This window comes from Cohnella sp. SGD-V74, assembly GCF_003001675.1.
GTDB lineage: Bacteria > Bacillota > Bacilli > Paenibacillales > Paenibacillaceae > Cohnella.
In genome coordinates, this window is the sequence record NZ_PVYW01000015.1 from 40,384 (window position 1) to 59,832 (window position 19,449).

At 58.9% G+C, this 19,449-nt stretch carries 15 protein-coding genes and 1 riboswitch; of the genes, 6 read left to right on the top strand and 9 right to left on the bottom strand.

Going from position 1 to position 19,449, the window contains the following annotated elements:
- Positions 1–73: 73 nt before the first annotated feature.
- Positions 74–2,932: an excinuclease ABC subunit UvrA gene (gene uvrA / locus B0G52_RS21680; protein WP_094047484.1), complete on the bottom strand. Its 2,859-nt coding sequence runs from the start codon at positions 2,930–2,932 to the stop codon at positions 74–76.
- Positions 2,933–3,129: 197 nt separating this feature from the next.
- Positions 3,130–5,130 carry an excinuclease ABC subunit UvrB gene (uvrB, locus tag B0G52_RS21685; RefSeq protein WP_094047485.1) on the bottom strand — a complete coding sequence of 667 codons (2,001 nt, stop codon included), beginning with the start codon at positions 5,128–5,130 and terminating at the stop codon, positions 3,130–3,132.
- Positions 5,131–5,466: 336 nt separating this feature from the next.
- Here uvrB and B0G52_RS21690 point away from each other — a divergent pair, with 336 nt between their 5' ends.
- The 5 genes from B0G52_RS21690 (at position 5,467) to B0G52_RS21710 (ending at position 10,575) form a co-directional block, all read left to right on the top strand.
- On the top strand, positions 5,467–6,522 hold the full coding sequence (locus tag B0G52_RS21690; protein WP_094047486.1) for an SPFH domain-containing protein: 1,056 nt from the start codon (positions 5,467–5,469) through the stop codon (positions 6,520–6,522).
- Between the two features lie 15 nt (positions 6,523–6,537).
- Complete coding sequence (locus B0G52_RS21695) at positions 6,538–7,653, top strand: TFIIB-type zinc ribbon-containing protein (protein WP_094047487.1); 1,116 nt, start codon at positions 6,538–6,540, stop codon at positions 7,651–7,653.
- Between the two features lie 262 nt (positions 7,654–7,915).
- The gene (locus B0G52_RS21700; RefSeq protein WP_094047488.1) at positions 7,916–8,203 is read left to right on the top strand and encodes an autorepressor SdpR family transcription factor; all 288 of its coding nucleotides are present in this window, start codon (positions 7,916–7,918) and stop codon (positions 8,201–8,203) included.
- Positions 8,187–8,879 carry an SdpI family protein gene (locus B0G52_RS21705; protein WP_094047489.1) on the top strand — a complete coding sequence of 231 codons (693 nt, stop codon included), beginning with the start codon at positions 8,187–8,189 and terminating at the stop codon, positions 8,877–8,879. The genes B0G52_RS21700 and B0G52_RS21705 overlap by 17 nt, the downstream gene beginning before the upstream one ends.
- A 34-nt stretch (positions 8,880–8,913) precedes the next feature.
- Positions 8,914–10,575 carry an alpha/beta fold hydrolase gene (locus tag B0G52_RS21710; RefSeq protein WP_094047490.1) on the top strand — a complete coding sequence of 554 codons (1,662 nt, stop codon included), beginning with the start codon at positions 8,914–8,916 and terminating at the stop codon, positions 10,573–10,575.
- 20 nt (positions 10,576–10,595) lie between these two features.
- Here the strand turns inward: B0G52_RS21710 and B0G52_RS21715 are convergent, their stop codons facing one another.
- The 7 genes from B0G52_RS21715 to ftsE form a co-directional block, all read right to left on the bottom strand.
- Positions 10,596–10,916 (bottom strand): DMT family transporter, encoded by a 321-nt coding sequence (locus B0G52_RS21715; protein WP_094047491.1) that lies wholly within the window; start codon positions 10,914–10,916, stop codon positions 10,596–10,598.
- Positions 10,916–11,254: a DMT family transporter gene (locus tag B0G52_RS21720; RefSeq protein ID WP_094047637.1), complete on the bottom strand. Its 339-nt coding sequence runs from the start codon at positions 11,252–11,254 to the stop codon at positions 10,916–10,918. Before B0G52_RS21720 ends, B0G52_RS21715 begins: the two co-directional genes overlap by 1 nt.
- A gap of 123 nt (positions 11,255–11,377) precedes the next feature.
- A riboswitch (guanidine-I (ykkC/yxkD leader) is annotated at positions 11,378–11,487 on the bottom strand.
- Positions 11,488–11,526: 39 nt separating this feature from the next.
- Positions 11,527–12,954, bottom strand: coding sequence for a PDZ domain-containing protein (locus tag B0G52_RS21725; RefSeq protein ID WP_094047492.1), 1,428 nt, complete (start codon positions 12,952–12,954; stop codon positions 11,527–11,529).
- A 150-nt stretch (positions 12,955–13,104) separates the two neighbouring features.
- Positions 13,105–14,571 carry a S41 family peptidase gene (locus tag B0G52_RS21730; RefSeq protein WP_094047493.1) on the bottom strand — a complete coding sequence of 489 codons (1,467 nt, stop codon included), beginning with the start codon at positions 14,569–14,571 and terminating at the stop codon, positions 13,105–13,107.
- A gap of 131 nt (positions 14,572–14,702) precedes the next feature.
- Positions 14,703–15,872 (bottom strand): murein hydrolase activator EnvC family protein, encoded by a 1,170-nt coding sequence (locus tag B0G52_RS21735; protein ID WP_094047494.1) that lies wholly within the window; start codon positions 15,870–15,872, stop codon positions 14,703–14,705.
- 44 nt (positions 15,873–15,916) lie between these two features.
- Complete coding sequence (ftsX, locus tag B0G52_RS21740; RefSeq protein ID WP_094047495.1) at positions 15,917–16,834, bottom strand: permease-like cell division protein FtsX; 918 nt, start codon at positions 16,832–16,834, stop codon at positions 15,917–15,919.
- Positions 16,824–17,510 (bottom strand): cell division ATP-binding protein FtsE, encoded by a 687-nt coding sequence (gene ftsE / locus B0G52_RS21745; protein ID WP_094047496.1) that lies wholly within the window; start codon positions 17,508–17,510, stop codon positions 16,824–16,826. The genes ftsX and ftsE overlap by 11 nt, the downstream gene beginning before the upstream one ends.
- Positions 17,511–17,841: 331 nt before the next feature.
- Here ftsE and B0G52_RS21750 point away from each other — a divergent pair, with 331 nt between their 5' ends.
- Positions 17,842–19,389, top strand: a complete 1,548-nt coding sequence (locus B0G52_RS21750; RefSeq protein ID WP_094047497.1) for a VanW family protein — start codon at positions 17,842–17,844, stop codon at positions 19,387–19,389.
- The last annotated feature ends 60 nt before the right edge of the window (positions 19,390–19,449 follow it).

Sequence of the window (19,449 nt, forward strand, 5' to 3'; positions counted from 1 at the left end):
ACATAAAGAAGACGAATCTCCGTCCGGGAAGATTCGTCTTCTTTATGTTGGCGTCAGGTACGTTCGGCTGAATCTACGCCTTCGACATGGCCGCTTCCGTGCGGGCGCGATCCCGCTCCAGTACCGGGCCGAGGTATCTGCCCGTGTACGACTTCTCGACCTTGGCCACATCCTCCGGCGTTCCGGTGGCGATAATCGTGCCGCCTCCGCTGCCCCCTTCAGGTCCGAGGTCGACGAGATAATCCGCCGTCTTGATGACGTCGAGGTTGTGCTCGATGACGAGAACGCTCTCTCCGGAATCGACGAGGCGGTGCAGCACTTGCAGCAGCCGGTCGATATCGTCGACGTGAAGTCCGGTCGTCGGTTCGTCGAGGATGTACAGCGTCTTGCCCGTGCTGCGGCGGTACAGCTCGGCCGCAAGCTTAACGCGCTGCGCTTCGCCGCCCGACAGCGTCGTCGCCGGCTGGCCCAGATCCATATAACCGAGGCCGACGTCCATCAGCGTCTGCAGCTTGCGGTGGATGCGCGGAAGATTGACGAAAAACTCGGTGGCGTCCTCGATCGTCATCTCCAGCACTTCGGCGATGTTCTTGCCCTTGTACTTCACTTCCAGCGTCTCGCGGTTATATCGCTTGCCTTTGCAGATTTCGCAAGGCACGTAGACGTCCGGCAGGAAGTGCATCTCGATCTTGATAATGCCGTCGCCCTTGCACGCTTCACAGCGGCCGCCCTTGACGTTAAAGCTGAACCGGCCTTTCTTGTAGCCTCTCACCTTGGCTTCGTTCGTCATCGCGAACACGTCACGGATGTCGTCGAATACGCCGGTGTACGTCGCCGGATTGGAGCGCGGCGTCCGTCCGATCGGAGACTGGTCGATGTCAATGACCTTGTCCAGATGCTCCAGGCCGATAAATTCCTTGTATTGACCAGGGCGCGTCTTCGCCTTGTTCAAGTCGCGAGCCAGCGTCTTGTACAGAATCTCGTTGACGAGCGTCGACTTGCCCGAGCCGGATACGCCGGTCACCGCCGTGAATACGCCGAGCGGAAACTTGGCGTTCAGGTTCTTCAGGTTGTTCTCCTTCGCGCCCTTGATCTCCACCCATTTGCCGTTCGGCTTGCGGCGGTTCAGAGGAACGGGGATGAACTTGCGGCCGCTTAAGTAAGCGCCGGTCAGCGAGCTCTCGTTGTCCATCACTTCCGACGGCGTGCCTTCAGCGATGACCTGTCCGCCGTGCTTGCCCGCTCCGGGTCCGATGTCGATGATCCAGTCGGCGGCCATCATCGTATCTTCGTCATGCTCGACGACGATCAGCGTATTGCCGAGATCTCGCATATGGTTCAGCGTCTGGATGAGCCGGTCGTTGTCCCGCTGATGCAGGCCGATGCTCGGTTCATCCAGAATGTACAGCACGCCCATCAGGCTGGAGCCGATCTGCGTCGCAAGCCGGATCCGCTGCGCTTCGCCGCCGGACAGCGTGCCCGCCGCGCGAGAGAGCGTCAAATATTCGAGACCGACGTTGACCAGGAAGCCAAGCCGGTTGTTAATCTCCTTAAGGATCAGGTTGGCGATCGACAGCTCCTTCTCGGTCAGCTCTAGGCCGGAGAAGAAACGTTGCGCATCGCCGATCGACAACGAGGTGACGTGAGCGATATTCTGGGCGCCCACCGTAACAGCGAGCACTTCCTTCTTCAAGCGCTGTCCGCGGCACTTGCCGCAAGGCTTGGCGGACATATACACCTCGATGAACTCGCGAATGCCTTCCGAGCCGGTCTCGCGGTATCTGCGCTCCAGGTTGTGAACGACGCCTTCGAACGGCACCTGCGCGTCGCGCGTATGGCCGAACTCGTTCTCGTAGCGGAAGCGAATCCGCTCCCCGCCCGTTCCGTACAAAATGATCTGCATGTGCTTGTCTTGCAGCTGCTCGACCGGCACGTCGGTGGGAATGCCATAGTGCGCGCACACCGCGCTCAGAAATTGCGGGTAGTAATTGGAGGTGCTGCCCGCCCAGGCTTCGAACGCCCCGTCCTCGATGCTCTTCGAGCGGTCAGGAACGAGAAGCTCGGGATCGACGATCATCTTGACGCCGAGGCCGTCGCACTCCGGACACGCGCCGAACGGCGAGTTGAAGGAAAACATGCGCGGCGCCAGCTCATCCATCGAGAAGCCGCACTCGGGGCAGGCCAGATTGGAATTGAACATCAGCTCTTCCTTGTCCATGATGTCCACGAGCACTTGTCCGCCGGACAGCTTCAGCGCCATCTCCAGCGAATCGGCGAGCCGCGTCTGCACGTCATCCTTGACGACGATCCGGTCGACGACGACTTCGATCGAATGCTTCTTGTTCTTCTCCAGCTCGATCTTCTCGGACAGATCCCGGATCTCGCCGTTCACGCGAACGCGAACGTAGCCTTGCTTCTGAACGTCGGCCAGCAGCTTCGTATGCTCGCCCTTGCGGCCCGATACGATAGGCGCGAGAATCTGCAGGCGCGTGCGCTCGGGATATTCCATAATGCGGTCGACCATCTGCTCGACCGTCTGGGACGTAATCTCGATGCCGTGGTCCGGACAATGAGGCTTGCCGACTCTGGCGTACATGAGACGCAAATAATCGTAAATCTCCGTGACCGTGCCTACGGTCGAACGGGGGTTGCGGCTCGTCGTCTTCTGGTCGATGGAGATCGCCGGAGACAAGCCGTCGATGGAATCTACGTCGGGTTTGTCCATCTGTCCGAGAAACTGCCGGGCGTAGGCGGACAAGGACTCGACGTATCTGCGCTGCCCTTCGGCGTAGATCGTGTCGAAGGCAAGCGAGGACTTGCCCGAGCCGGACAGCCCGGTCAGCACGACGAACTTGTCGCGCGGAATCGTAACGTCGATATTCTTCAAGTTATGGGCGCGTGCGCCCTTAATGACGATCTTCTCGTTAGCCAAAACGAAAAAGCCCCTTTCGCGACAAGGCGGGGGCTGCTCTTCCAGCTTGGCCGTCCGCAGTCGCACTCCGAATAGGAATGTACGTTCCCGTACATTATACCGGACTGCGGGCAGCCTTGCAAATACATTTGAGAGGATGTTCAAAAAGCCGGCTTCATGAACACGCACTTGTAAGGAACTTGCAGAAGCAGAGTCAGCTACATGGTCGCCTTCAGCTCGAGCAGAGCGTCGCGGAGCTCCGCGGCGCGTTCGAACTGCAGGCCCTTCGCGGCTTCCTTCATCTCGAACTCCAGACGCTCGATGACGGAAGCGCGATCCTTCTTCGACAGCTTGCTCAGATCTTCGGCGCCCGTCAGATAGGAACGCTTCGACTCCACCGCTTTCGTCGCTTCGATGAGATCGCGCACCTTCTTGACGACCGTCTGCGGCGTAATGCCGTGCTGCTCGTTGTAGGCGAGCTGAATCTTGCGGCGACGTTCGGTCTCGCCGATCGCCCGCTCCATCGAATCGGTGATCTTGTCGCCGTACATAATGACGCGTCCTTCCGCGTTCCGCGCCGAGCGGCCGATCGTCTGGATGAGCGAGCGCTCCGAACGCAGGAAGCCTTCCTTGTCGGCGTCCAGAATCGCAACCAGGCTGACCTCCGGCAAATCAAGGCCTTCCCGCAGCAAGTTGATGCCGACGACGACGTCGTACGTGCCCAGACGCAGATCGCGCAAAATCGCCATCCGCTCCAGCGTCTTGACGTCGGAGTGCAAGTAGCTGACCTTGATGCCGACTTCCTTCATATAATCGGTCAAGTCTTCGGACATTTTCTTGGTCAGCGTCGTTACGAGCACGCGCTCGTCCTTGGCGATCCGGTCGCGGATCTCGCCGAGCAGATCGTCGATCTGCCCCTTCGTCGGGCGTACCTCGATAATAGGGTCGATGAGACCGGTCGGACGGATGATCTGTTCGACGACGGTCGGGCAATGCTCCAGCTCGTAAGGACCCGGCGTCGCGGAGACGTAGACGAGCTGCTTCGCCTTCTGTTCGAATTCCTCGAATCGGAGAGGCCGGTTGTCCTTGGCCGACGGAAGGCGGAAACCGTGGTCGACGAGCACCGATTTGCGAGCCTGGTCCCCGTTGTACATCGCCCGGACCTGCGGCAGCGTGACGTGCGATTCGTCGATGACGACGACGAAGTCGTCCGGGAAGAAGTCCATCAGCGTATACGGAGTCGCTCCGCGTTCGCGGAACGTCATCGGTCCGGAGTAGTTCTCGATGCCGGAGCAGAAGCCCATCTCCGCCATCATCTCCAGATCGTAGCGCGTGCGCTGCTCCAGCCGCTGCGCCTCGAGCAGCTTCCCTTGCTCCCTTAACTCGGCCAGCCGTTCCTCCAACTCCCGTTCGATATTCACCAGCGCGCGCTTCATTTTCTCCTCGCCGGTTACGAAGTGGGATCCCGGGAAAATAACGACGTGCTCCCGCTCGGCCGTAATCTCGCCCGTCAGCACGTCGATCTCCGTAATCCGCTCGATCTCGTCGCCGAACATCTCGACCCGAATCGCGGAATCTCCTCTGGATGCGGGAAAAATCTCGATGACGTCGCCGCGCACGCGGAACGTGCTCCGAACAAAGTTGAGATCGTTGCGCGTGTACTGAATGTCGATCAGCTTGTGCAAAATCGCGTTGCGCGACTTCTCCATGCCCACCCGCAGGCTGAGCCGAAGATCCCGGTACTCCTCCGGGGAACCGAGACCGTAGATGCACGAGACGCTGGCCACGATAATGACGTCTCTTCTCTCGAACAGCGCCGCCGTGGAGGAGTGCCGCATTTTATCGATCTCGTCGTTGATGCTGGAATCCTTCTCGATATACGTATCCGTGGACGGAATATACGCCTCGGGCTGATAGTAATCATAGTAACTGACGAAGTATTCCACCGCGTTCTCCGGAAAAAATTCCTTGAACTCGCTGCACAGCTGCATCGCCAGCGTCTTGTTGTGCGCGATGACAAGCGTCGGACGGTTCACCTGAGCGATCGTCTGGGCGATCGTATACGTCTTCCCCGTCCCCGTCGCCCCGAGCAGCGTCTGGTGCCTCTTCCCGGCCAATATGCCCTCCGCCAGCTGGCTGATCGCTCCCGGCTGGTCGCCGGAAGGCGAGTATTCGGATACCAGCTTAAACGGTTTGTTCAACAATTCCGTTTCTGCCATCTGCTCTCTGCCCCTTTCGCATCCGCGGCCTTGCCCGATCGGGCGTCCCGATTCGCTCGGCTGTTCGGATCGTCATTTTCCGTCATCAGAATGTGTGTTCCCATCCATTATATCGGTTTGCCCGCGCACCGTCAAAAGGGTCTGGAGACCCGCCGCAGAGCGCGGATTTTGACGAATATGCGGCAGACGTTCGCCTTTTTATGATACGATAGGGGCATACGCATAAACGGTTCGCGCCTCTCTTCCGAGGCAGGCGGAGCTTCGTTTATGGACGCTAACGATTCGCATCGTTAACAATTCGCCGTCCGCCGTCGGCGGCAGACTGGAGAGTGGCGCATGGGATTGTTTGATTTCATTAGAGGACAATTTATCGAAGTAATCGAGTGGCTCGACGATCGGGGGATTCTCGTCTATCGCTTCCCCGCCTACGACAACGCGATCAAGATGGGCGCCAAGCTCATCGTCCGCGAGTCCCAGGCCGCGATCTTCGTCAACGAAGGACAGATCGCCGACGTGTTCGGCCCCGGAACCTATACGTTAAGCACGCAAAACCTGCCGGTGCTCACGGCGCTTAATTCATGGAAACACGCATTCAACTCCCCGTTCAAATCGGACGTCTACTTCCTTAATATGACGACATTTACCGATCAGAAATGGGGCACCACGAACCCGGTCATTATGCGCGATCCCGAGTTCGGCATGATCCGCATGCGCGGATTCGGCAACTACTCCTTCCGCGTTCAGGACCCGGTCGTGTTTCTGCGGGATATATTCGGCACGAAGAAGGAGTTTACGACGGCGGGCATCACCGGTTTCCTGAAGGCCGCGGTCGTATCCGGCATCAGCGACCTGGTCGGCGAAGCGCGAATTCCGGTGCTCGATCTGGCCAGCTCCTACGACGAGCTCGGACGGATGGCGGCGGAGAAGCTGCAGCCGAATTTCGCGGCGATCGGCCTCGCGCTGACGAACGTGACGATCGAGAACCTGTCGCTGCCGCCGGAAGTGGAGCAGATGATCGACCGCAAATCGTCGATGAACATCGCCGGCAACCTGGATCAATATATGAAGTATCAGACGGCCGAGGCTCTTCGCGAAGCCGCCAACAAGCCGGGCGGAGGCGCGGCGGGAGCCGGAGCGGAGCTGGGCGCGGGCATGGCCATGGGGCAGATGATGGGACAGATGTTCCAGCAGATGAACAGCCAGCAGCAGCCGGGCTCGGCTCCCGGGACGGCGGCCTCTGCGGGACAGGGTGCCGCGCCTGGAGCTGCGGGTCAAGGCTCGGCGGCGCAAGATCAGGGCCAAGCGGCGGGCGGGAAGAAATTCTGCTCCGAATGCGGCAGCCGGCTGAACGAGAACGCGAAATTCTGTTCTGAATGCGGAAGTAAAATTTAGCCGGAGGCGTACCTGATGAGCAACGCTACGACCGCGATTCGTTTTCCGTGCGCGAGCTGCGCGGGACCGATGGTCTTCGACGCGGAAAGCCAAAACTTGAAATGCCAATATTGCGGCGCGGAGCGGCAGATCGAGAAGGTGCTCGACGAGCCGGTGGAGCATCCTTTTCACGGTCGGGCCGAGGACCTGGATCGCCTGCAGGACTGGGGAACGCAGCAGCAGGCGATCCATTGCGAAGCGTGCGGCGGAGAAACGCTGATCCCGGCTGGACAGACGACGTCCACCTGCGTCTTCTGCGGCTCCCCCAAAGTGCTGAGCCAAGACAACGTGCGCAGCATCCGGCCGGAATCCGTCATCCCGTTCCGGGTGTCGCGGGACGAAGCGCTCAAATCGTTCGCAAGATGGAAGAAGAAACGATTTTTCATGCCCGGCGACTTCAAGAAAGCGGATGTCGACTCCCAACTGAACGGGATCTACATCCCCTATTGGACTTATGATACGAATACGTATTCCGTCTACTCGGCGGAAGTCGGCATCTATCACTACCGTACGGTGACTAAGACCAGGGTTGTGAACGGCAAAACGGAAACGTACACCGCCACCGAGAGATATACCGTCTGGCACCCTGCCCGCGGCGATTACGGCAGAAGCTTCGACGACATTCTGATCCCGGCCTCCGGACACTACGACGCGGATTTGCTGAAGAAGCTGGGAGATTTTCGTCTGGGCGAGCTTCACGGCTACAAGCCGGAGTATCTAAGCGGGCATATCTCGGAACGCTATTCCGTCACCCGCGAGGAAGGCTGGGAGAAGGCGCAAAACGTGGCCGACGGAACGATCCGAGCGGAGGTCCGGAACGTGATCGGCGGCGACGAAATCCGCAACCTGCGCATTCGGACCACCTACAATAACGTCACCTACAAGCATCTGCTGCTTCCAGTGTGGAACGCCAACTACGTCTACAAATCGAAGACATACTATTATATGGTCAACGGCCAGACCGGCACCGTCTCCGGCCGTGTCCCCCGCAGCGCCTTCAAAATTACCCTGTTCACGCTGTTCTGCCTGGGCATCGCCGGCGCCGTCGTCTGGTTCATCGCCAGCCACCCGGAACTATTCGCTTCGTCATAATCCGTCTACCGTCCCTGGGCAATCGCCCGTTAAACGCGCAATTCGGTTCAAAGACCGAGTTTCGCGTTTTTTTGTTCCCCCCAATCCCTCTCCCCCGCCCTATCTGCACTTCACTCAGGCAGACGACTTTTGAGATGGAGGACACCAGAGGGTATTGACTCATTTTAATATTTAGCTTATCATCTAAATATAAGATTTAGATATTTATCTAAATATCAAATCAAATACTCATCACCCCTTCATGGAAGGAGGGATCAGCTCCATGAACGACGCCTTCAAGGCGCTGTCGGATCCGACAAGGCGAAAAATATTGCAACTGTTGAAGGATCAAGACCTGTCCGCAGGCGACATCGCCGAGCATTTCGACATTTCGAAGCCGAGCATCTCCCATCACTTGAACATTCTAAAGCAAGCTCAGCTCGTTCAAGACGAAAGGCACGGCCAAAGCATCATCTACTCCATCAATATGTCCGTGATGCAAGAAGCCATGAGCTGGTTTCTCGGCATGATCGGAACCAAAGGAGAGAACCCCCATGACGAATCACGCTGACAACAACAACGAAAAAACTGCGGGCGTCTGGTCGAAAAAAGACTGGCTTCTGCTCGCGACGAACGCCGCGATCTTCATAGCGCTGTTCCTGACCTTCAACCACCGGCTTCCCGACATCGTCGCTTCCCACTACAACATCAACGGAGAAGCCGACCGCACGATGGCCAAGTGGAGCTTCTGGCTCATGAACGCCGCGCTCACGGTCGCGCTGCCGGCGCTCCTGTCCGTCATGCGCTACGTCGATCCGCGTAAAAACAACTATGCTCGCTTCCAGGATTATTACTATTTGATACGCTGGACGATCAGCCTGTTCCTCCACTCGGTGCTGCTTATCGTCATCCTGGACAACGTGGGCCACAAACTGCCGATGCTCAATCTGGTGTTCGGCGGAATGGGATTGCTGTGGATAGTCGTCGGCAACCGAATGGGGCAAGTTCGCAGCAACTTTTTTATCGGCATCCGCACCCCTTGGGCGCTGATGGACGATCGCAACTGGCGTTTGACCCATCGCCTGGCCGGCCGCCTCTGGGTTATCGCAGGCATCCTGATGTTTCTGTCTTCCTGGTTGATTCCCGCCGGCTGGACGGTCGGCGTTCTGCTTGCCTGCGCCCTGTTAAGCGCTCTGGTGCCGGCCGTCTATTCTTATCTGATCTACAGAAAAAAAACCGAAGCTTAACCGCACGCCCCAATCCATCTTACGGAGGTATACCATGAAAAAAAAGATCGCCCTGATCGCAACCGCGTCCGCCCTGCTCTTATCCGCGATTCCGCTAGCGGCATCCGCCGCGGCAACGTTTAAGCTGAACGTCGACGGACAAACGGTTCAATTCTCCGACGCCCAGCCGTACAAGAGCGGCAAAGACGTCATGCTCCCGCTGCGCCAGACCGCGCAAGCGCTCGGTCTCAAGGTTGAATATCTTCCCGCTTCCAAGGAAGCCGCGATCTCCGGCCCTGCCGGAACGGCAACCGTGAAGCCCGGCAGCAACCAGGCCCTTATCGGGGGCGCAGCCAACGTGGCGTTCGGAGCCGATGCGGCCGTCAAGTCGAACCGCATGTTCGTCCCGCTCTCCTTCTTCGAACGCGCTCTGGGATTGCGCACGGCCGTTCACGAAGATACCTCGACGGCTTCCATCTTCACGGCCAAGCACAACGAAGACGCCGTGCGAGCGATCGTCGAACATCTGGTCTCGGGACAATATCAACAGCTGTCCGATATGTATTTCCATGATGAGTTGAAAGCAACGGTGCCGGCAGATACGCTGAAAGCCGTCTGGGAGCAAACGGTCGCATTAGCCGGAACATTCAACGGTATCGAAGCGATCCAGGCGAATTCCGCCTCTCCCGACCAGCAACAATTCGTCGCTCTGCTTACCTTCTCCAAGGCGAAGATAGCGTTAACGCTCGCCCTGAACGCCGACAATCAAGCGACCGGATTGTGGTTGAAGCCGATCGCGGAACAACTGCCCGCCCCGGACAGCCTGATCGAAGAAGAGATCGTTGTCGGGGCAGGCACGACATACCCGCTTCCGGGCACGCTGACGCTGCCTAAGAACGTCTCCGGTCCCCTCCCGGCCGTCATTCTCGTGCACGGCTCCGGTCCGAACGATCGGGACGAAACGGTCGGCCTGGCCAAGCCGTTCCGCGATCTCGCATGGGGACTCGCCGAGCAAGGCATCGCCGTCCTGCGCTACGACAAGAGAACCTACGCCCACGGTCAAAGCTTCACTCCCGACATGCTGGCGTCGTTTACCGTCAAAGACGAAACGGTCGACGATGCGATCGCGGCGGCGAAGCTGCTGAAGGCGGATAAACGGATAGACGCAGCGAACGTCTACATCGTTGGCCACAGCCTGGGCGGCATGCTCGCTCCGCGCATCGACGCCGACGGCGGAGACTTCGCCGGACTTGCCGTCCTTGCCGGTTCCCCCCGTACGCTGTGGGAAATCATCGCGGATCAGAACGCGGCGATTATCGCCACGATGGAAGACGGCAACCCGGCCAAGTCGGCCAGCGAGGCGCTCGTCGCCGCCGAAGTCGAGAAAGCGAAAAGCCTTGCCGGCCTGACCGACGACGAAGCGAAGGCGCAAACCTTGTTCGGCATTCCAGCCTACTACTTCAAAGAAATGGACAGCCGCGGAGCCGATCAAATCGCCGCCAAGCTGACCAAACCGGTGCTCGTGCTGCAAGGCGAAGCCGACGTTCAAGTCTATGCGGATAAAGATTACGTGCAGTGGAAAGAAACGTTGAAGAACAACGATAAAGCATCCTTCAAGCTGTATCCGGGCCTTAACCACTTCTTCGCCAAAAGTGCGGACGGCAAAGTGGAATCGCAGGTCATCCAGGATATCGCCGACTGGATCAACAAGCGCTAGAGACGGTCGAAGAGAAGAGGTTATTCGTTCCCGAGAGCCTTCAGTCCGACGACCGCGGCGACGACCAGCGCCAGGAAAAAAATTCTCAGGGGCTGGCGGGACTCTCCGTACAGAAGCATGCCGACAAGAGTCCCGCCGACCGTTCCGATCGCGGTCCACACCGCGTAGGCGGTGCCCATCGAGATCGTTTTCATCGCTACGGACAACAGAGCGAAGCTGACGATAAATCCCAAGACAAGCAGGAGTACGCTCAGCTTGTCTTTTTTCTGTTTTAGCCGGTTCATCGCCAGCACGCCTACGACTTCGAACATCCCCGCCAGAACAAGCGCAACCCATGCCATTACGCGCTCGCCTCCTTCGGCTTGACGTCCGTCGTCATTTTCAGGCCGCCGATGCCGACGATCAGCACGGCTACCAGAAGCAATTTGACCGCATTCCACTCGGCTCCGAAAAATAACGATTCGGCCAACACCGTACCCGCCGCGCCGAGCCCCGTAAACACCGCGTAAGCCGTTCCGACGGGCAAGTCCCGCGTCGCCCGCAGCAGTCCCGCGAAGCTGAGGACGATCCCGAACGCGGTCAGCGCCCACTCTCCCGCATTCGACGCATGCTTCAAACCGGCCACCCAGCCGACTTCGCATACCCCTGCCGCAAGCAGCAGCAACCAAGAACGATTCATGATTCCATGCACCTCCGAATGTAGTGTGCCCCGCCTTCGCCCGAGCTCCTTGCCGAACGACAAAAAAGCCCGGAGCATCGCAGGACCGTCGCGAGCCAAGCTGGCGTCGCGGGTCGTCATCGATACTCCCGGGCTTTTATCCCTCCGTGTCCATCCTGCCTCTTAAGGGCGGATGCGCCCCTCTCGGACCGAACCGGCGCTCGACGCGCCGTGGAACCCTAGGGGCCTATTCCTGATGATCACCAATAAAATACTAAACCTCTACGCGGTTGTCAAGATTTCATGCGGGCATGAGATGCCCGAGGCGGCAGCCCGGCCTCTTCTTCGGCCTTCTTCCTCTCGGCCTGCGCCAACGCCTCCGCTGCGGCTTGCGCGGCGGCGGCCTGTTCCGCGGCGGCCAGCTCCGCTTCACGGCGGGCTTCCTGATGCCTCATCGTCGGAGAATTGCGAAGCCGGCGCGCCCCCGCCTCCCTCAGCCCCTGCCAGATCGACGCGGAACGCGGCGAAGCCACGAACTCGACGTCGTCGTCCGGCGCCGGAATAAGCCCTAACTGGTAATGCTCGCCTTGGTAACGCGCCCGTTGCAGATACTTGACATGGCCCTCCCGATTGACGACTTCCAGCTTGCAATAAGCGGATTGAAGCTGCAATGCGGCATGGAGCTCCTCTTTGTTGCGCACGACGGCCCCGTTGACCTTCTTGATCACTTCCCCCGCCTGCAGCCCGAGCTCCGCCGCCGGCGTACCGGGGAGCACGGCCAGCACCTTTACGCCCGTGCCGTCTTGGGAATACAAAGGCTCCTTGCCTCTCTCCCTGCTTCGGCCGATCCAGAGCAAGCCTTCATGCAGCAGAAATGCCGCCGCCGATGCGACCACGACAACCGAGGGCCAGTAGATGGCGCAGACAGCCAAGCCGGCAATAATTGCCCCGTAGAGCATGATCAGATTACCCGAAAATTTCGCCTTGCGTTCCGGCCAGTAAGCCGCCGTCCGGTCGCTGAAGCCGATCAGAACCGGGAATGCGAGGAAGCTCCAGGCGGCCGCGTCGCCGCCGAACAGAGGCGCCCAAGGCAGAGCGAACCCGCCGTCCGACGAAGGAACAAGCCATAGCAGAGGAATCGGCCATACTCCGGCGATGGCATAAGCGCCCATCGGCTTGCCTCTTTTTCCCTGGAGGAACAGAGGGATCGTAAGCGTCTTGCTCTGCAGCCGAACGAGGAGGCCTTCCGCGATATGGAGAAGCCCGGCTATGAAGAGCAGCGCGGGAACGTCGATCGCAAGGAGCATACGCAACGCTTCGGCGGCCGGACCTTCGGCGATACCGAAGCCCGTCCCTTCCGCCGCGTATTGCAGCAAGCCGATCGCGCCCGCGGCGTACGCCAGACATACGTAGCGCAGCTGAAACACCGCCAGCACGCCCATCCCGATCCAGACGAACATCAGCGTCTCGCCGTTCAGTGCGGCGCCGGCTCCCATTCCGATCAAGGATAACGCCAATCCGGCCGCCAGTCCCGCCGCCGTTCTCGCAAACGTCAACCGCGGCGCTCCGTAGAGACGAACGTGATACAGCCTGCGCTGCAGCGTAACCGTATGACGGGCATGCCACCATACGAGCGCAATCGCAATATAGAAATAAGGGAAAGCGAACAGGCCGATCGCGGCTTGTCCCGCTTCCTCAAGCACATTCAGAAGATCATCCATCGCGACTCTCCTCTTTCTTACGACTAAAACACGCCCCAACATGAAAAAGGAAGTTGACCTAGAGTCAACCTCCTAATTGGTATTCGACGGCGGGCGGGAAAATCCTTCTCGCGTCTTGCTCTCGGAGCATGCCGTTTTATGGTTATTCGATCACTTCAGCAGCTTGGCGGCTTCGGCGAGCGCCCTCTGCCACTGGGCGTCGTTCGCGCGGTCTTGAAGGGCCGCGTACAGCTTCTCCTCCAGCCGCTGAGCCGTCTCCGCATCGACCTCTCCCGTGGGCGGCAGTGATTCGTCCTTCTGAAAACGTTCGACGGCCTCTCTCGTTTTTGGGCTGTAGTAACCGTCCGAACGATCGGCCGGATAACCTACGCCCGACAAAATCGTCTGCAGATTCTCGACGTCCCCGCCGGTCGAGTCCGGCTTAAGCACCCGGTCTCTCGGCAGCCTCCACGCCAGGAAGTAATCCGGCTGGGCAACCCGGATGTCCGGCTCGATCCCTTCCTCGTTGATCCACGTTCCGTCCGGAAGCAGCCACTTGTACACCGTCAGCTTGATCAGGCTGTCGTCGCCCAGCTCTCCGTTGAAATGCACCTGGACGGTTCCTTTGCCGTACGTCGTATCGCCGACCAGCAACGCTCCGGCCGACTGCTTGAGCGCTCCCGCCAAAATTTCCGAGGCGCTGGCGCTGCCTTTGTTGATCAGCACGACCATCGGATACCGCTTGCCGTTTTTGGCCCCGTGCTCGGCGACGTCCACTTTGCGATGCCCGTCCCGGTACTCCGACTGCACGATCGGTTTGCCTTTCTCCAACAGCAGATCCGCGACTTCGACCACCGACTGGAGATAACCTCCCGGGTTATTCCGCACATCGATCACAAGCACTTTCAGCCCTTGCCGCTCCATCGCCGCGAGCTCTTCGGCCACTTGCGCCGACGTCTCGTTCGTGAACTGGTTAATGAACAGATGTCCGATGCCGTCCGCCCCGATCTCCGAGCTTACCGTCTCCGGATCGATCCGATCGCGAACAAGCTCCAGGTCCAGCGGCTCAGATCTGCCCGCCCGCTGCACTTTCAGCTTCGCCTTCGTTCCCTTCGGCCCTCTGATCTTGGTGACGGCCTCGCTCAGAGTCAAGCCGTACAAGCTCTCCCCGTTAATGGACAGCAGCACGTCCCGCGGCTGCAGTCCCGCTCTCTCCGCGGGAGATCCCCGGATCGGCGATTCGACGACGACGGTTCCGTTCTCGATTCTCAGCTCGGCACCGATGCCGGTGAATGCGCCTTGAAGCGCATCCATATACTGTTCGGCTTCGTCTTCCGGCTTATACACCGAATAAGGGTCGCTTAGCGATTCGACCATGCCCTGCACCGCTCCGTCAAGAAGCTTCTTGCGGTCGGCAGGAAGCAGGTAGCGCTTCTCGATCAGCGACATGGCTTTATTGAGCTTGTCGACTTCGTCCTGACGAAGGCCCTCTTGCTCCTGGCCGGCTCCGCCGTCTGCCAACGCGCCCTTCGACATCCAGTTCCACCCCGGAAATTCAAGGACGGCATAGGTCGCGACGCAAGCGGCCACTGCCGTTAGCGCCAACATCGCCGCGACTGTGCGACCTCTGAACCACACGTACCCCACTCCCCGAAATTCGCCTTATGGTTAGATTATGACAAGCTTAGTTCATTTAGACGAATGCCGTCAATAAAAGAAAACAGCCGATTCCCGACGAATCGTCGGACGTTCGGCTGCCCCTTGTCCGTTTACTTCAAATAAGGCGCCGGATCGACCGGCTCGGAGTTTTTGCGGACTTCGAAGTGCAGGTGATTGCCTGTCGATTGTCCCGTCGATCCGACAAGTCCGATTTTTTCTCCGCGTTTGACCGTGTCGCCTTTTTTGGCCAAAATTTCGCTCATGTGCCCGTACAGCGTCCACAAGCCGCCGCCATGGTCGATGATGACGCAGTTGCCGTACCCGCTCCAGGACTGGGCCACGATCACAACGCCCGTCTCGGCGGCATAGATCGGCGTTCCCTTCGGCGCGGCCATGTCCATTCCGGCGTGAAGCTTCTTGGAACCCGTAATCGGGTGAATCCGATAGCCGAACGGGGAAGACAGCCGGTATTCCGACTTCAAAGGCATGCCCAACTTGCCTCCCGTATAGTAAGTCTTAATGCGGTTCTTCTTCGCTTCCAGCGCCGAAGCCTGCTTCGCAAGCTCCGTGAGCTGCTTGGCCGATTCCTCGCTGATCTCTTCCAGCTCTTCGATCTCTACCGCCAGCTTGGCGATCAGCACTTCCTTGTCCTTCTCTTCCTGCTCCAAGGACGCCTTATGCAGCTCGATCTCTTCATAAAGCTTGCGGATTTCTTCAAGCTCCTGCTCGCTCTGCAGCTTAAGGGAGGCAACCTCGTCCGCGTACTTCTTCTTCTCATCGAGAATGTTGCGGTCTTGGGCGGCGATCGCTTCCACCGCGTCGAACCGATCGAGGAAATCGGAGAAGTTCGCCGCGCTCAGCAGCACGTCCAGAAACGATACCGGCCCCGCCGTATAAGCCATCTTGACCCGGGAAGCCATCAGTTGGTCGCGGTTGTCGCGCTGCTTGATCGCGTTCTCCAGCTCGACTCCGGTCTGAAGAAGCTTCTCTTCCGCATCCATGATTTTCTTTTGCGTATTTTGCAATCTGACCTGTACCGTCTCGATTCTTGCCAGCAGGCTCTCGATGTCCGCCTTCGTCGCTTCCTGCTTGCCCGTCAGCTCTTGAACCGTCTTCTCCGCATATTTCTGGTTGTTGGACGCTCGGTCCATATCCTTCTTGAGCTGCTTGAGATCTTGCTCGATCTTATCCAGCTCCGACTGGGCTTGTCCTTCATAGGGTCTGCCGACCAGGCCGACAACCAACAGCATCGCGATCAGTACCAACAGCTTCTTGTTCACAAGGCTCCTCCTCCGGAAAGCGTAGGCATTTTCCCATTATCGTTTTATACCCTTAAATATCTGCGAACCGAGATTGTACTTCCGAATATCCCGAGCACGGTTCCCAAGCCGATGATCGAACCGCCGACGCTGCTCATGACTTCATCCATCGTGGCGAACTGGATCATGTACAAGCCTACGGTCGCACTGGTCGACTCTACCAGCTGCGAATAGCCGAACATCAGGATCGCCGCGCTCAGCAGCGAACCGAAAAATCCGATGATCGCCCCTTCGATGAAAAACGGCCAACGGATAAAGCTGTTCGTCGCTCCGACCAGCTTCATGATCGAGATTTCCCGGCGTCTGGCGATAATCGTCATCTTGATCGTCGTCGAAATCAGGAACATCGCCATCACGGTCAGGCCGAGCACGATGACGATCCCGATGTTGCGGACCGCGTTCGTGATGCTGAACAGCTTCTCGATCGTGTCTTTGCCGTATTTGACCCGCTCGATCGACTTCTCGGGATCGGTCAGGTTGATCGCTTCGATCTGCTTGGCAATGTAGGAAATCTGCTGCGGGTCGAACGCTTCGATCTCGAAGGAATCCGGCAGCGGATTGTTCTCCGCGTCGTAGCCGTCGAGGGCGGCCCGCCCTTCCTCGCCCATGCTGTCCCGGAACCGCTCCAGGCCTTCCGCCTTGCTGACGAAAGTAACGGTCTTGACCTCGGGAATGCGCTTGAGCAGCCTCTCGATCTCCTGCGCTTTCGCTTCGGTCGTATCGGTCTGCAAATAGACGTTAATTTGAACCTGACTGTCCAATTGATCCGCCAGCTTGCTGACGTTCATGGCCAGCAGCATGAAAACGCCGAGAATGAACAAGGAAACGGCGATAGAGCTCATGGAAGCGAAAGTCATCCAGCCGTTGCGGCCGACGTTCTTGAAGCCCTCCCGGATGTGGCGGAGAATGGTGCTAAATCTCATAGCCGTATTCCCCTCTCGCCTGATCGCGAACGATGGTTCCCCGCTCGATGGCGATAACGCGCTTGCGCATCGTGTTCACGATCTCTTTGTTGTGGGTGGCCATGACGATGGTCGTGCCGCGAAAATTGATCTCCTCCAGCAGGTTCATAATGCCCCAGGACGTCTCGGGATCCAGGTTGCCCGTAGGCTCGTCCGCTACGATTACGGCGGGATTGTTCACGATCGCCCGGGCGATCGCCACCCTCTGCTGCTCTCCCCCGGACAGCTGGGCCGGCAGGCTGCCCGCCTTATGCTTCAGTCCGACGAGCTCAAGCACCTCCATCGTACGGCGGCGAATGAGCCGGCGCGGCGTCTCGATGACTTCCATCGCGAACGCCACGTTCTCGAACGCCGTCATCTTCGGGAGCAGCTTGTAGTCTTGGAAAATGACCCCGATGTTGCGCCTGACGTACGGAATTTTGCGATGCTTCAGCTTTCCTATATTAAAGCCGTTAACCGAGATCTGCCCCTTCGACGGGTACTCCTCCCGGTAGATCAGCTTCATGAAGGTGGATTTACCCGCGCCGGACGGACCCACGATGTAAACGAATTCGTTCCGATCGATCACGACGTTGATGCCTTGAAGAGCCGTCGTGCCGTCTGCATAGGTCTTCCAGATGTCCTGCATTTCGATCACGGTATCACTTCCTGTTAAGATTCAGACTTTAGATACTTCGACATCATGCCCGATTTTCCTCTCTTTGTCGATCAATTGCCCGGGAAATCTGTCGAAGTTTCCTGCTCCGGGCCTTGCCGCGCTTGGGCTTTCGTTATTTGTTTAGAATTTTTTAATTTTTGGCAAGAACGAATCGGGGAAATCGAAGTATAACTGATTAGAAACATTTTACAGACGCGCGCATCGTCATTCCCGTCGCTGCGGCGGGTAGAAAACGGCGATCCCGCAGACGCTGTAGGTAAGAGAAATCATCGATTCGACGGATAGCAATGGCAAGGGGAGGGGCCGAAGGATGAAAAAGTTAGGATTGATTGCTCTTATCGCGATTTTCTTGCTGATCGGGGCCGGCGTCGGAAGCGCGATGAGCTACGGAAGCGACGAGACGCTGCCGGAAGGCTTCAGCGTGGGCGGGCTTGACTTGGGAGGAAGAACTCCGGAGGCGGCCTTGGAAACGATTCGGGCGCGAATCTCCGAAGCGCAGGCCGTGCAGGTGTCGCTTGATCCGAACAGCCTTGGCGGCCCGGTCAAAGCAGTTGCCGCCGAAGGAACGAGCGCAAGCGCGGGCGTTCCGGCTGTGACTCTCGGGGAGCTCGGCTTAAGTATTACGGCGGACGCGGCAGTCAAAGCGATCGAGCGCCATCTCGATTACTCTTGGTGGGAACGGGCCAAGCTGCGCGCGTACGGCGAACGGGGCGCTGCCTACGGCATCGACGCGACATGGGATTCGGAGCGGCTGGAGCAAGCCGCTAAGCAAGCTTGGGGAGATCTGATTCAGGAAGAGGGGGCCGATGCGAGCCGAACGATCGACGAACGGGACAATGTCGTCTACACGCCCGAGAAGCTTGGCCGAAGAATCGAGCTGGGTCCCGCGATCGAAGCGATCCGGAAGCTGACTCCGTCCTCTTTGACAGGATCGGCCGGTGAAGCGCGGCTCGTGCCGGCCGGAATCGTGGAGACGCCTCCGGAGATTACCGTCGCCAAGCTGAAGGAGGATGGGCTCGAACGCAAAATCGTCGAGTTCACGACGTCGTTCTCCACAAGCGGCGAAGGACGCTCGCACAACGTCACCGCGGCGGCCCTGGCGCTTAACGATACGCTGCTGCAGCCCGGGGAAGTATTCGAATACGGCAAAATCGTCTCCAAGGCCGAGAAGGAATACGGCTATATGGAAGCCCCTGTCATTCTGCGGGGCAAGCTGACGCCGGGCATCGGCGGCGGCATCTGCCAGGTGTCCAGCACGCTGTACAACGCCGCGCTGCTGGCCGGGCTCGAGATCGTCGAACGCCGCAACCACTCGCTGCCGGTCAGCTACTTGCCGCGCGGGCTCGACGCCACGTTCGCGGACGGCTACGTCAACTTCAAGTTCCGCAACTCGACCGGCAAGCAGCTGCTCATCCGCACCGTCGTAGCCGACAAGACGGTTACGGTCAAGCTGTTCGGAACGATGGACGACAAGGTGATCTACAAGACGGAAACGGCCCAATTGAAGGTGAACCCGCCGAAAACGGTCTACGTCGCCGACCCGAAGGTCGCGCTCGGCAAGCAGACGCTGCTGCAGAAAGGCGAGAACGGCTATGTCGTCGAGGCTTTCCTGGTGAAGCAAGTGGACGGCAAATTCGCGGAGCGCAAAAAGCTGTCCAAGGACACGTACCGCGCGCAGGACACGCTCATCGCCGTGCACCCGGACGATCCGCGGCTGCTGCCTCCGGGCGCCGGTCAAGCTCCGGGCGAATCGGGATCCGGCTCGGGTTCTGGATCGGCTCCGGACGCTCCGGCACCGAACGAGACCCCGATTCCCGGCGACGGCATCGAGGACGGCATTCTCGTGGAGCCGGTGTGAGCGTACCTCGCCCGCTCCGGGAACGGGAACCGGAAATTCCCGGACCTCTACTTGTCACCA

Bases quoted from the DNA above. Each gene is read 5' to 3' on its own strand.
- uvrB (WP_094047485.1), bottom strand. From the start codon at position 5,130: ATGGCAGAAACGGAATTGTTGAACAAACCGTTTAAGCTGGTATCCGAA.
- B0G52_RS21690 (WP_094047486.1), top strand. From the start codon at position 5,467: ATGGGATTGTTTGATTTCATTAGAGGACAATTTATCGAAGTAATCGAG.
- B0G52_RS21695 (WP_094047487.1), top strand. From the start codon at position 6,538: ATGAGCAACGCTACGACCGCGATTCGTTTTCCGTGCGCGAGCTGCGCG.
- B0G52_RS21700 (WP_094047488.1), top strand. From the start codon at position 7,916: ATGAACGACGCCTTCAAGGCGCTGTCGGATCCGACAAGGCGAAAAATA.
- B0G52_RS21705 (WP_094047489.1), top strand. From the start codon at position 8,187: ATGACGAATCACGCTGACAACAACAACGAAAAAACTGCGGGCGTCTGG.
- B0G52_RS21710 (WP_094047490.1), top strand. From the start codon at position 8,914: ATGAAAAAAAAGATCGCCCTGATCGCAACCGCGTCCGCCCTGCTCTTA.
- B0G52_RS21715 (WP_094047491.1), bottom strand. From the start codon at position 10,916: ATGGCATGGGTTGCGCTTGTTCTGGCGGGGATGTTCGAAGTCGTAGGC.
- B0G52_RS21720 (WP_094047637.1), bottom strand. From the start codon at position 11,254: ATGAATCGTTCTTGGTTGCTGCTGCTTGCGGCAGGGGTATGCGAAGTC.
- B0G52_RS21725 (WP_094047492.1), bottom strand. From the start codon at position 12,954: ATGGATGATCTTCTGAATGTGCTTGAGGAAGCGGGACAAGCCGCGATC.
- ftsX (WP_094047495.1), bottom strand. From the start codon at position 16,834: ATGAGATTTAGCACCATTCTCCGCCACATCCGGGAGGGCTTCAAGAAC.
- B0G52_RS21750 (WP_094047497.1), top strand. From the start codon at position 17,842: ATGAAAAAGTTAGGATTGATTGCTCTTATCGCGATTTTCTTGCTGATC.